This window comes from Corynebacterium crudilactis (assembly GCF_001643015.1).
GTDB lineage: Bacteria > Actinomycetota > Actinomycetes > Mycobacteriales > Mycobacteriaceae > Corynebacterium > Corynebacterium crudilactis.
In genome coordinates this window covers 2,438,148-2,450,772 of the sequence record NZ_CP015622.1, presented here as the reverse complement: position 1 = coordinate 2,450,772, position 12,625 = coordinate 2,438,148, and the positions used below count along the sequence as shown (strand labels likewise).

Annotated in this window: 14 protein-coding genes and 1 tRNA gene; 11 read left to right on the top strand and 4 right to left on the bottom strand. The window is 51.8% G+C overall.

Translation table 11 applies throughout. The features are described from left to right. The first annotated feature begins 64 nt into the window (after positions 1–64). The gene (locus ccrud_RS11430) at positions 65–799 is read left to right on the top strand and encodes a DUF1648 domain-containing protein (RefSeq protein ID WP_245670261.1); all 735 of its coding nucleotides are present in this window, start codon (positions 65–67) and stop codon (positions 797–799) included. Here the strand turns inward: ccrud_RS11430 and ccrud_RS11425 are convergent. Genes ccrud_RS11425 through ccrud_RS11415 form a run of 3 tightly spaced genes read right to left on the bottom strand, consistent with a single transcriptional unit; the run spans position 796 to position 2,215 of the window. Next, positions 796–1,590, bottom strand: a complete 795-nt coding sequence (locus ccrud_RS11425) for a putative hydro-lyase (RefSeq protein WP_066567769.1) — start codon at positions 1,588–1,590, stop codon at positions 796–798. The two genes, ccrud_RS11430 and ccrud_RS11425, sit on opposite strands and share 4 nt — an antisense overlap. Before the next feature lie 11 nt (positions 1,591–1,601). After that, positions 1,602–1,928, bottom strand: a complete 327-nt coding sequence (locus ccrud_RS11420; protein ID WP_066567761.1) for a fluoride efflux transporter FluC — start codon at positions 1,926–1,928, stop codon at positions 1,602–1,604. Further along, positions 1,925–2,215, bottom strand: a complete 291-nt coding sequence (locus ccrud_RS11415; protein WP_066567746.1) for a fluoride efflux transporter family protein — start codon at positions 2,213–2,215, stop codon at positions 1,925–1,927. Before ccrud_RS11415 ends, ccrud_RS11420 begins: the two co-directional genes overlap by 4 nt. 98 nt (positions 2,216–2,313) lie before the next feature. Between ccrud_RS11415 and pgm the strand changes: the two genes are divergently transcribed. The 6 genes from pgm (at position 2,314) to ccrud_RS11385 (ending at position 7,841) form a co-directional block, all read left to right on the top strand. Next, positions 2,314–3,978: a phosphoglucomutase (alpha-D-glucose-1,6-bisphosphate-dependent) gene (pgm, locus tag ccrud_RS11410; RefSeq protein ID WP_066567744.1), complete on the top strand. Its 1,665-nt coding sequence runs from the start codon at positions 2,314–2,316 to the stop codon at positions 3,976–3,978. Between the two features lie 229 nt (positions 3,979–4,207). Continuing rightward, positions 4,208–4,936: a DsbA family protein gene (locus tag ccrud_RS11405; protein WP_066567742.1), complete on the top strand. Its 729-nt coding sequence runs from the start codon at positions 4,208–4,210 to the stop codon at positions 4,934–4,936. Positions 4,937–5,086: 150 nt separating this feature from the next. Continuing rightward, positions 5,087–5,162 (top strand) — tRNA-Ala (locus ccrud_RS11400). Between the two features lie 420 nt (positions 5,163–5,582). Further along, the gene (locus ccrud_RS11395) at positions 5,583–6,605 is read left to right on the top strand and encodes an MDR family oxidoreductase (RefSeq protein WP_066567740.1); all 1,023 of its coding nucleotides are present in this window, start codon (positions 5,583–5,585) and stop codon (positions 6,603–6,605) included. A 72-nt stretch (positions 6,606–6,677) separates the two neighbouring features. Beyond that, positions 6,678–7,091 carry a pyridoxamine 5'-phosphate oxidase family protein gene (locus ccrud_RS11390; protein ID WP_066567738.1) on the top strand — a complete coding sequence of 138 codons (414 nt, stop codon included), beginning with the start codon at positions 6,678–6,680 and terminating at the stop codon, positions 7,089–7,091. After that, positions 7,092–7,841, top strand: a complete 750-nt coding sequence (locus tag ccrud_RS11385) for a fructosamine kinase family protein (RefSeq protein ID WP_066567734.1) — start codon at positions 7,092–7,094, stop codon at positions 7,839–7,841. A gap of 8 nt (positions 7,842–7,849) precedes the next feature. On the opposite strand, the gene nadE is transcribed toward ccrud_RS11385, so the two are convergent. After that, positions 7,850–8,680 carry an ammonia-dependent NAD(+) synthetase gene (gene nadE / locus ccrud_RS11380; protein WP_066567731.1) on the bottom strand — a complete coding sequence of 277 codons (831 nt, stop codon included), beginning with the start codon at positions 8,678–8,680 and terminating at the stop codon, positions 7,850–7,852. Between the two features lie 205 nt (positions 8,681–8,885). Here nadE and ykgO point away from each other — a divergent pair, with 205 nt between their 5' ends. From ykgO to nrdE, 4 genes are all read left to right on the top strand, one after another. Then, positions 8,886–9,008: a type B 50S ribosomal protein L36 gene (ykgO, locus tag ccrud_RS11375; RefSeq protein ID WP_003857945.1), complete on the top strand. Its 123-nt coding sequence runs from the start codon at positions 8,886–8,888 to the stop codon at positions 9,006–9,008. Between the two features lie 424 nt (positions 9,009–9,432). After that, complete coding sequence (gene nrdH / locus ccrud_RS11370; protein WP_066567725.1) at positions 9,433–9,666, top strand: glutaredoxin-like protein NrdH; 234 nt, start codon at positions 9,433–9,435, stop codon at positions 9,664–9,666. A 279-nt stretch (positions 9,667–9,945) separates the two neighbouring features. After that, positions 9,946–10,392: a class Ib ribonucleoside-diphosphate reductase assembly flavoprotein NrdI gene (gene nrdI, locus ccrud_RS11365; RefSeq protein WP_066567724.1), complete on the top strand. Its 447-nt coding sequence runs from the start codon at positions 9,946–9,948 to the stop codon at positions 10,390–10,392. A 100-nt stretch (positions 10,393–10,492) separates the two neighbouring features. Continuing rightward, positions 10,493–12,598: a class 1b ribonucleoside-diphosphate reductase subunit alpha gene (gene nrdE / locus ccrud_RS11360; protein WP_066569901.1), complete on the top strand. Its 2,106-nt coding sequence runs from the start codon at positions 10,493–10,495 to the stop codon at positions 12,596–12,598. The last annotated feature ends 27 nt before the right edge of the window (positions 12,599–12,625 follow it).

Genomic DNA, 12,625 nt, shown 5'->3' with positions numbered 1-12,625 from the left:
GCAGAGAAATTGCCCTCACCCTTAATGGGGCGAGGGCAATTTCTTTTAAGATAAGGTAGCGATTGTGAAAAATCGCCGAGAAGAGCTCCCTGATCTGCCTAAAATTCCCATGAACTGGACCTGGATCATTGCCACCCTAGCGGCTACCGTGGGCATCGTAGTTCTCATGCTGACGGTTTATTATCCAAGCATTCCGGATCCGATGCCGACACATTGGAATGGCAGCGGGGAAGCAGATGCATGGGAGCCTAAAACAATGGGAACTTTCCTCTTCTCGGTGCTTTTGGGGCCAGTTATTTTGCTCGCCACGGCTATGTTTGCTCAAATGATGGTCAGCATGCAATCTGGGGATATTACAGGTCCGGGCGGAGCGAAAACCGCAGCAGAGGCACACCGCAAGTGGGCATCGCTGAACGCGACATCAAAGCATATAGGCTGGTTTTTCTTTGTGATGAATACCGCTATTTTGTTGATGATGCTTAACGCGTATCGCCCAGAACCACTGCGTGCAGGTTTTGCATTAAGCATGATCGCTATCTTTATCGCCACCGCTGTATTGTTGTGGTGCATTGTGAAAAGTACTCGGACGGTTGAACAAAAGCATCCGCTTGCGGAAGACAAGAAACGTTGGGGAATTTTTGTCAATGACCCAGATAATAAAAGCCCGCTGGTGGACACCGGAACAGGCATGAATTATACCTTCAATATCGCTCACACCTCAGGAAAGATCCTCGCTGTGGTCATGATGGGATTGCCCATCGTGTTTGTTGTTTGGATATCTATCAGTTCATTGCTTTAAGGAACCTGGAAGCTTAAATCAGGTGCATCAGTAATCAGCATGTGGCCGGGGGCGTGGGTGATGGCAAGCGGGGGCTTGGATGTCATCACCATTGCTTGAGGGGTAACACCGCAGGCCCAAAATACGGGGATATCACCAGGCTCAGACAGCGGAGCATCACCAAAATCGGGATGATGAATATCATCGATGCCGATCAAAGACGGATCTCCAATATGTACGGGAGCGCCGTGGACCGCAGGGTAGCGGGAGGTGACACGTACCGCGTCAGCAACTTGTGATGCTGGAATCATGCGCAGGGAGACCACGAGATTTCCGGAGAGGGCACCGGCTGGTCGGCAGGGGAGGGAAGTCTCATACATGGCAACATTGCGTCCGGCCTCAAGGTGTCTTACTGGAACACCAGCCTGCACCATGGGGTGTTCAAAGGTGAAGGAACACCCGATTAAGAAACTCACCAAATCATCGCGCCAATAATCCAGCGCGTTGGCAGGCGAATCAATTAACTCACCGTGTTCATAAATGCGGTACTGGGGAGCATCAGTGCGGATATCTGCTTCGGAAGCATTTGTGCCGAAGATGCCACCGAAAGTTTCACCGGCATCCAAGACTTCCAATACTGGACACGGCTTGGGATTTCTTTGCGCAAAAAGGAGGAAATCATATGCGAGATCCTGTGGCAGGGAAATAAGGTTGGCTTGTGCATATCCAGCCGACCATCCAGACGTTGGTTCGATGAGTCCGCCGCGGAATTGTTGACGGGCTGCAACGGGAGAAATTGTTGAACGATTCATAGTTCTAGATTCTAGAGCTGCATTCCGATAAAAACTGCCGAAAAACCAAGAATAAGTGTCACACTGAGGTAACCAAGCGCCATCTGCCATTTTTTATCATTGATAAGCTGGCCTATTTCTTTTGCCAATGTTGACCAGGTAGATAATGCACCACAGAAACCGGCGATCAACAAAACGGTATAGAGATGCGATAACTCTAGGCAGACAACGACACCAGCGACAAAACACGCCACAGTATTCGCCATCAACGTGGCACGTTTTCCAGGGATTAGCTGTGCAATTAACCACCGCAGAAAACCGCCGACAAATCCGCCAAGTGCTGCATAGATAAAAATCATCGAGCAATCCGATCGCCTAATAACCATGCGGTAATGCAGCCCAAAGCGGTAAGGAAATAGAAGGGAACGTCGTTAAGCATCATGGCGGAAAAGGTGGTGAAACCGCCGAGGAAACCGGTGCCCCAAAATGCGTTGGGGCGTAACCAGCCCATCAAAAACGCGCCCGCGATGTTGATCCCCAGGATGGGCCAGGCGCTATCGCCAAGCCACAAAGTAAGTGCAAGGCGCGCGCAGACTCCGAGCGCGGCACCGGCCCCAACGCTGAGGCCTTGGATGAGTTTATGCACGTTAACACACCTTACTCCGTGAATTTACGCACTTCTCCTGCGCACAAGTGCTTTTGCAGGGAAGATGAAAGGGACATATTGGTTTTTTAGGAGGAACAATGGCACATGAGCGCGCCGGGCAACTTGCCCAACCAGAAGATCTGATTGATGTCGCGGAGCTAGTCACCGCATATTTCACCCGTAAGCCGGACGTCAGCAACCCTGATCAGCAGGTTGCTTTCGGCACCTCTGGGCACCGTGGATCTGCGCTAGACAGCGCCTTCAATGAAGACCACATCTTGGCTACCGCCCAGGCGATTGTGGATTTCCGCAATCAGCGTGGCGCCAACTGGGTCGGCCCGCTGTTCATCGGCCGCGATACCCACGCGCTATCTGAGCCAGCGATGATCAGTGCGCTTGAGGTCCTCATTGCCAACGACGTCGAAGTGCTTGTCGACGCCGACGGCCGCTACACCCCGACCCCCGCCGTCTCCCACGCGATCCTGCGCCACAACGCCAATGTGGTTTATGGCGCTGCTGGCCCAAGCCGCCCGCTTGCCGACGGCATCGTGATCACACCATCACACAACCCACCCCGCGACGGTGGCTTCAAATACAATCCTGCAAACGGTGGACCAGCAGATACCGATGCCACCGATTGGATCGCAGATCGTGCCAATGAACTGCTGCGCGGTGGCCTTGCAGATGTGAAGCGCGTGGCCGTCACCGGCGTGTTAGATGAGCGCACCACTGCCTATGATTTCAAGGGCATTTATATCGCCGACCTGCCAAATGTTGTCAACATTGACGCAATCCGTGAAGCGGGTATCCGCATTGGCGCAGACCCAATGGGCGGCGCTTCAGTGGATTACTGGGGAGCGATCGCCGAAACTCACGGTCTCAACTTGACCGTGGTCAACCCACACGTTGATGCCACTTTCCGCTTCATGACTCTCGACACCGACGGCAAGATCCGCATGGACTGCTCCAGCCCAGATGCGATGGCATCACTGATCGAAAACCGTGAAAAATTTGATATCGCAACCGGCAACGATGCAGATGCTGACCGCCACGGTATCGTCACTCCAGACGCTGGCCTGATGAATCCAAACCACTATCTGGCAGTAGCAATTGAGTACCTCTTTGCCAACCGTCCAGGCTGGTCCGCAGACACTGCAGTGGGCAAGACCCTGGTGAGCTCCTCCATGATCGACCGCGTGGTGGCAACACTTGGCCGCGAATTGGTTGAAGTACCTGTGGGATTCAAATGGTTCGTTCCAGGACTGATCTCTGGCGAAATCGGCTTCGGCGGCGAAGAATCCGCTGGCGCATCTTTCCTACGTATGGACGGAACGACCTGGTCCACTGATAAAGATGGCCTCATCCTGGATCTTCTCGCTGCAGAAATCATCGCAGTCACTGGTAAAACTCCATCACAGCGCTACGCGGAACTGGCTGCAGAATTCGGTGCACCTGCCTATGCACGCACCGATGCTGAAGCCAACCGTGAACAAAAGGCAGTGCTCAAGGCACTTTCCCCAGAACAGGTCACCGCGACTGAACTGGCAGGCGAACCAATTACCGCAAAGCTCACTGAGGCGCCTGGCAACGGTGCAGCAATTGGTGGACTGAAGGTCACTACCGAAAACGCCTGGTTTGCAGCACGCCCTTCTGGCACCGAAGACAAGTATAAGATTTATGCCGAATCATTCAAGGGCGCAGAACATCTCGCACAGGTCCAAAAAGAAGCACAAGCATTGGTTAGCGAAGTTCTCGGCCAGTAAAAGCTTTGAACCAGCTGACAAGATTGCCTAGGGATTGAAAGATCTCCTGTGAATCTTGTCCAGAGCAACTAGTGGACGTGTCAAACAAAGTACTCATGGTTTAAGGTCAAAGAGGAAGCTGATGCTGCATAACACGATGTGCAGCGTTGGAATTTAGAGTTTTCGTTGGGCTTTTGCTGGGTTTAGTGGAAGCTCAAGGGAACTAAATCAGATCAAAGTAAGGCAACAAGTGAGCAACAAAGTTCAGAATCCGAACCAAGGCGGAAGCAAAAACTTCCTCTGGGCAATGGTAGCCATCGTAGTTATTGCGATCGTCGTCGTAGGCTTCATTGTCATCCAAGGCCAGGGCGCAAAAGCCTCAAAACTAGGCGACCGAGACTTTGCAGATACCTCCATGACCATGGAAGTTGGCTCTGACTCCATCACTCTTGCAGCAGCTAATGCTTCAGCTGATGCCAAGGCAGTGCAGCTTTTCGAAGACTTCTCCTGCCACTACTGTGCACAGCTTGCAGAAAACACCGACGATGACATGAAAGCTCAGATCGAAGATGGAAACCTCGTCGTCGAACTGAAGCCGCTGAATTTCCTTGACCAGAAGAACATCGATGGACACTCCACCCACGCACTTGCAGCAGCACTATCTGTCGCAGATGCCAATGACCCAGCACTCTTCTGGAACTTCCGCACCTTCCTTCTTGAAGACCAGGACGAACTAGTAAACCAGTGGTCTGACGATGATTTCGCAGATGGAATTGCAGCACTTGGTGCAGACTCCTCCGTAGTCGATGCCATCCGTAACGGTGACAACCTGCAGCGTGCATATGACATGGGCGAAGCTAACGGCACCGAGCTCACCGAATCAACCGGTAGCCTGTCCTCTCCACGCGTTCTCCAGGACGGCAAGGACGTTGACGTAGCAGACATCAACCAGTGGATCCCAGCAGTGTTGGCTTCCTAATTCTGAAGTCTTAGATTCCTCTTTGGAATTTCCCCCTGGCTTTCCACGTATCGTGGGAGGGTAGGGGGATTTTTGCTGTTATTTTCCATGCAATACAACCGATTTGGTTAAATGAACCACGCTCCGCTACAGTAACAAGCGTTGTATAACGGGGCTATGGCGCAGCTGGTAGCGCACCACACTGGCAGTGTGGGGGTCACGGGTTCGAATCCCGTTAGCTCCACCAACATCCTCTGGGTTGAATGAAAATTCAACCCAGAGGATTTTTGTTTTCCCAGGTTAGGTGCTGCATTTAGTCACTGACCGTGGATACTTATAGCTTGAATGCAGTGGCAGGGATGGCTGTGTTTCCCAGAAATCTAGCTGCAACGCGTACAGATCACAGAGTCCCTTAACTTCGAGATCATGTTGTCGAGTTCTCACTGACAATTTCTCACATTCGAGACCAGTGCTAAAACGCTGATTTTCGGACTCCTCTCGACGACGCAAAATTGAGCATGTGAAATTGAAGGTGCGATCTCGAACTTCCGCACTGCGCTCCGGAACATTGCGCTTCCTAGCAAAGCCCTCATGCAGAGCTCTCCAAAGATAAAATCCCACCAAATTTCATGGCACGACTCTCAAGAGTTTCATTACACTCGGGGCTATGACTCCAGCACAGGTATTTTCCGAAGGTCCAATCAACAGTGTTGTTCTTAGCCAGGATGAGGAAGGGAAATTCTCTACTGCCTACAAGGACACATTTTCCGACTCTTCTTTCTTGGGTGAAGGCGAAGTCCTCATCGAAGTGGGGTGGTCGAGCCTGAATTACAAAGATGCGATGGCATTGCAGGGTAATAAAGGTGTGGTTCGTACTGTGCCGTTGATTCCGGGCATTGATGCGGTGGGCACTGTTATTGAGAGCGCTGATCCTCGTTTTGGTCGGGGCGATGAAGTTGTGCTGAATGGTGCTGGGTTGGGGGAGAGCCGGCATGGTGGGTTTACTCAGCGTCTGAGGTTGCCTTCGGATTCCTTGTTGCATATTCCGTTTAATTTTTCGGCCAAGCAGGTCGGTGCATTGGGCACGGCTGGTTTTACGGCGGCGTTGTCGGTGAATGCATTGGTTGATCAGGGGGTAAAGCCAGAGGATGGTGAGATCCTGGTGACTGGTGCAACGGGTGGTGTGGGTTCTATTGCGCTGCATCTGTTGCATAAGTTGGGGTATACGACTGTGGCGGTGACGGGGCGTCGAGAAGCGCATGCGGAATATCTGACCAGCCTGGGGGCGAGCTCGATTATTGATCGCGCAGAGCTGGCCGATCAGGGGCAGCCGCTGCAGAAGGGGCGTTGGGCGGGTGTAGTGGATTCAGTGGGATCTCACACACTTGTCAATGCGCTTGCGCAGACTAAATGGGGCGGTGTTGTCACTGCGTGTGGCATGGCGCAAGGCCCAGATCTGCCGGGAACGGTGCTGCCGTTTATTCTGCGCGGTATCCATTTGGTGGGTATTAATTCCGTTGATGCGCCTCGTGAACTGCGTCGACGTGCGTGGGCGTTGTTGTCTGAGCAGCTTGATACCTCTGTTTTGGATGATATGACCACCGTAATTGATGTCAAGGATGTGGCACAGGCTGGTGAAGATTTGATGGCAGGAAAACTGCATGGTCGCACGGCCGTTCGAGTTCATTAACCAGCGGTAATGGCGAAGCGCCGGTTAGAATAGGGGTTAGTACCAGTTTTTTACATAGGAGCGGAGAAAGCAATGGACAACCCCGTCAATATCCTTGATGAAAAGGACGCTTTGGAGCGTCTTGCATCTGTATCTCTTGGTCGCATTGTGGTTCGTCGCAGCGAAGACATTGATATTTTCCCTGTCAACTTCATTGTTGATAAGGGGGATATTTATATCCGTACTGCAGAGGGTAACAAGCTCTTTAGCATGAACCTCAACAGCGATGTCCTTTTCGAAGCTGATGAAGTCACAGAGGATAAGGCTTGGTCAGTAGTTGTGCGCGCCAACGCTGAAATCGTGAGCAAGCTCGATGAGATCGCATACGCCGATACCCTTGAGCTGAAGCCATGGATCCCAACCTTGAAGTACAACTACGTTCGTCTTGTTCCGAATGAGGTTTCCGGCAGGGAATTTGCTTTGGGTGAGGAGCCTGAGCGCTACTAATTGCTCACCTTCACTAAACGCCCCGCGCAACCGCAAGCTGCGTTGGCAGAAGCTGCTGGATTGCGGTGGCTTGCGGAAGCTTCCGCCTCTGTAGTCGAAGTGGTGGACGCGGATGGTGTGAGTATCACGACAGTGGGCGTCGATACGCAATTGCCCACACCCGATGCGGCCTTTAAGGCGGGCGAAGAGCTGGCCACCATCCACCTTGCCGGCGCCCCAGCGTTCGGCAGCCCTCCACTGGGCTGGGCGGGGCCGAACTATATCGGTACCCAAGAACAAGCATGCTTATCGACGTCCACTTGGGGCCGTTTTTACACCGAGCAACGCGTTCTCCCATTTGCGCGCCGGGCACGTCGCCGGAATCATCTCACCGAACATGCACTGTGGGTGGTGGAAGCTGCCTGCGATGTGATCAGGGAGTTGCCCGATGAAGTTCCGCCTGCTCGCATTCACGGTGACCTGTGGTTTGGCAATCTCTTGTTTGGTAGCGATGGGCCGATATTTATTGATCCAGCGGCACACGGCGGGCATCCGGAAACTGATCTAGCCATGCTTGATGTTTTCGGCGCGCCGTATCTTGATGAGATCCGTGCTGGTTATCTGTCCATTAATCCACTGCCTGCCGGATGGCGTGAGCGCACCCCCATGCATCAACTCCACCCTTTGGCAGTTCATGCAGCTTCATTTGGTCCTAATTATGGCGTGGAATTATTCCAGGCTGCGAAAGCCACGTTGAAGCTGCTGGATTAGGAGATCAATTAACGCCACCAGGTGTCATGAGGAGTAGCTGGTAGATGGCGCTTGTGCTGTCCAACCTTCCACAGGTGTTCGATGCGTTGAGAGGCTGCATCACTGACTTCTGTGTTTTCCAGGTAATCATCGATGTCGGTATAGGAAACGCCGAGTGCTTCTTCATCTGGCAAAGCTGGACGGTCTTCTTCCAAATCAGCAGTGGGCACCTTGAGCCACGTGCTAGGCGGTGCGCTGAGGTACTCCAACATAGCTGCGCCCTGGCGTTTGTTCAGACCTGCCAAGGGGAGCAGATCCGCTGCGCCGTCACCAAATTTAGTGAAGAATCCAGTGACGTTTTCTGCTGCATGATCGGTGCCGAGTACTAAAAGGCCTAGCTGGCCGGCAATTGCATACTGCGCGATCATGCGCTGACGAGCTTTGATATTGCCACGATTGAAATCGGTTAGCTCATCGATCCCAAGTGCAGCAGCGACAGAGGAATCCACAGCATCGGAAGCATCTTTAACATTGACGGTTACCTCCTTATCGGCAGCTATAAAATCTAGTGCCACCTGGGCGTCATCCTCGTCTGCTTGGATGCCATAAGGGAGCCTGACTGCATAGAAAAGGGCGTCAGCAGTGGTGTCTTCTGCACGGATGCTCTCGACTGCTAGCTGCGCAAGACGGCCAGCCAAAGTGGAATCTTGCCCTCCTGAAATGCCCAGCACAAAACCTTTTGCTTTGGATACGCGGAGGTAATCGGCCAAGAATTGCACGCGGAGTTCGACTTCCTGGGCAACATCAATTCCTGGACTTACGTTGAGTGCATTGATGATCTCAGATTGTGTGTTTGTCATGCACTTAATCCTAGGCAAAGTTCGATGAAAAGCGGGTTGAGGGGCCCTAAAACTAGCGTCGTATGTGTGAAGGGTTTGGAGTTTGCTACGGCAGTCGGTTAAGATAATCCCTCGTGTCATAGCTGGTTAGACGTGCGTATTTATATGCCACATCTGACCGCTGAAAAATAGCCTTAAATAGCGCATGAGAGAAAGGAGCGCCCGAATGAAGGTACGCAATTCCCTTCGGTCGCTGAAGAACAAGCCGGGCGCCCAGGTCGTGCGTCGCCGTGGCAAAGTCTACGTGATCAACAAGAAAGAGCCACGTTTCAAGGCTCGCCAGGGTTAATCTTTAAGATTAAGCACGGTTTATACAAGCAATCAAGCACCGTTCCTCACTTGTGGGGGTTCGGTGCTTGATTGTTTTTGTGTGCGTATTTTCTTTGGGGGTCTGCGCCCACATACCTAATGTAACGATTCCATAACGGGCACGATTCTTTATGGTTGATGAACTGGGTAAATGACAAGAATGTAGTTACAGGGGGAGAGTTTGGTGGAGCTAAGGATCGCTACATGTGGTGGCTGGAGAACTGCCATCCTGGGAATACTCACGATGTAACTACTACATGTAGTGCCAGTTGCACTAATTCACCACAAAGTATAGTGTCTGATGTGTCGCCTTGAGCGATACAAAGACTTTAAAAACTGATTTAAAAAGTAAGATTCAGCCTTAAGCATTAAACGCGAAAGCTGACATAAGGAAGGCCCTAAAAATGGCAATCACCGTATACACCAAGCCTGCTTGCGTCCAGTGCAACGCCACCAAGAAGGCCCTCGACCGCGCTGGTCTTGACTATGACCTCATTGATATCAGCCTCGACGAAGAAGCCCGCGAGTATGTTCTCGCACTTGGCTACCTCCAGGCTCCAGTTGTTGTTGCAGACGGCGCACACTGGTCTGGATTCCGCCCAGAGCGCATCCGTGAGATGGCAACTGCAGCTGCTTAATGTTGCATGTTGAGTGGCACGATATCTTCGCTTAAAACGCGTGCCACTCCAGCCACACCTTTGTGGCCTTCCTCTTATTCGTCGCCGATATCTGGCGGCGTTTCGTTTTTCTTCATATATTTGGAACGTGTTCCCCGCACACGCGGGGGTCGTCTCGCACATGGGGAGAAACCGAGAATAATAGAAGTTCAGTTCTCTTTGAAACAAGAAAGAGCAATTGGCATGGCAAGCGCAGAATGCTTGCACTAGGCAGTATTTAGAAGGGAAGTGAGCTCGAGGATGCTTATCGTGTATTTCTCCTCGACCACCGATAATACGCACCGGTTCGTGCAAAAACTCGATTTACCCAATGTGCGTATCCCTCTCACCCGAGGTGACGAACCATTGAAAATCAATGAGCCATATGTTTTGATAACACCCACCTACGGTGGCGGAGTCTCCATGACTGGCGAAAATTCTCGTCCAGTGCCACCGCAAGTAATCAGATTTTTAAATGATGAACACAATCGCAGCTTTATCAGGGCTGTTGTGGCAGGTGGAAACACAAATTTTGGTTCGGACTTTGGGCTGGCTGGCGACATCATTTCTAAGAAATGTAAAGTGCCCTATGTCTATCGTTTCGAACTCATGGGCAACGAGGAAGATGTAAGCGTTCTCCGCGGAGGACTTTTACACAATGCCCAAGCTTTGGGGCTGGAACCATACGAACCAGCAACCACGAGCTAAAACTTAAAACTTAAATCACCACAATATAGTTCAGACCTCTTTTGAAAGGGACACTCCTTTGACTGCATCGGGAACCACTGTCGTGCCACGCGGAGACCAAATGGACTTCCACGCTCTCAACGCGTTGCTCAACCTTTACAATGACACCGGCGAGATCCAGTTCGATAAGGACCGCGAGGCTGCGAACCAGTACTTCCTGCAGCACGTCAACCAGAACACTGTCTTTTTCCACAACCTTCAGGAAAAGCTTGATTACCTGGTAGAAAACAAATACTACGATCCAATCGTGTTGGATAAGTATGATTTTCAATTCATCAAGGATCTGTTCAAGCGGGCTTACTCCTTCAAGTTCCGCTTCCAGTCCTTCCTTGGCGCGTACAAGTACTACACTTCCTACACACTGAAGACTTTCGACGGACGCCGTTACCTGGAGCGTTTTGAAGATCGCGTGTGCATGGTCGCGTTGACCCTTGCTGATAGCGATCGCGCATTGGCTGAAAACTTGGTTGATGAGATCATGTCTGGCCGTTTCCAGCCAGCTACCCCAACCTTCCTAAACTCCGGTAAAGCACAGCGTGGCGAGCCAGTATCTTGCTTCCTGCTGCGTATCGAAGACAACATGGAATCCATTGGGCGTTCCATCAACTCCGCGCTGCAGCTGTCCAAGCGCGGCGGCGGTGTCGCATTGCTGCTGTCCAACCTTCGTGAATCCGGCGCACCGATCAAGAAGATTGAAAACCAGTCTTCCGGTGTTATCCCAGTAATGAAGCTTCTAGAAGATGCGTTCTCCTACGCTAACCAGCTGGGTGCTCGCCAGGGCGCAGGTGCCGTCTACCTGAACGCACACCACCCAGACATCTTGTCTTTCCTTGATACCAAGCGTGAAAACGCCGATGAGAAGATCCGTATCAAGACCCTGTCCTTGGGCGTTGTTATTCCAGACATCACTTTTGAGCTGGCAAAGCGCAACGATGACATGTACTTGTTCTCCCCATACGATGTGGAGCGCATCTACGGCAAGCCATTTGCAGACGTCTCAGTCACTGAGCTTTACGATGAGATGGTCGATGATGACCGCATCCGCAAGACCAAGATCAACGCGCGTCAGTTCTTCCAGACTCTGGCAGAGATCCAGTTCGAATCCGGTTACCCATACATCATGTATGAAGACACCGTGAATGCAGCTAACCCAATCGAAGGCCGCATCACCCACTCCAACCTGTGCTCTGAAATCCTTCAGGTATCCACCCCATCTGAATTCAACGATGACCTCACCTATGCAGAGGTCGGCGAAGATATTTCTTGTAACTTGGGCTCCCTCAATGTTGCAATGGCAATGGATTCACCAAACTTTGAGAAGACCATCGAAACCGCCATCCGTGGTTTGACCGCTGTCTCAGAGCAGACCAGCATCGATTCTGTTCCATCAATCCGCAAGGGCAACGAAGCAGCTCACGCGATTGGTCTTGGCCAGATGAACCTGCACGGCTACTTCGGACGCGAGCACATGTACTACGGCTCCGAGGACTCCTTGGACTTCACCAATGCTTACTTCGCTGCTGTGCTGTACCAGTGCCTGCGTGCATCCAACAAGATTGCTCGTGAGCGTGGAGTACGTTTCAACAACTTCGAAAACTCCCAGTACGCAACCGGTGAATACTTCGATGGTTTTGATGCTAATGATTTCGCACCAAAGTCTGAGAAGGTTCAGGCACTGTTTGAGAAGTCTGATATTCACACCCCAACCGTGGAGGATTGGGCTGCGCTGAAGGCTGATGTGATGGAGCATGGCCTGTTTAACCGCAACCTGCAGGCAGTTCCACCAACCGGTTCGATCTCCTACATCAACAACTCCACCTCGTCGATCCACCCAATCGCTTCCAAGATTGAGATCCGCAAGGAAGGCAAGATCGGTCGCGTTTACTACCCAGCTCCACACATGGACAATGACAACCTGGAGTACTTCGAGGATGCCTACGAAATCGGCTACGAGAAGATCATTGACACCTATGCTGTGGCTACCAAATACGTTGACCAGGGTCTGTCTTTGACCTTGTTCTTCAAGGACACTGCTACCACTCGTGATATCAACCGTGCGCAGATCTACGCATGGCGCAAGGGCATTAAGACCTTGTACTACATCCGTTTGCGCCAGGTCGCACTTGAAGGTACCGAAGTTGACGGCTGCGTCAGCTGCATGCTTTAAAGCGGAATGAAAATTGCCTCTAACCTA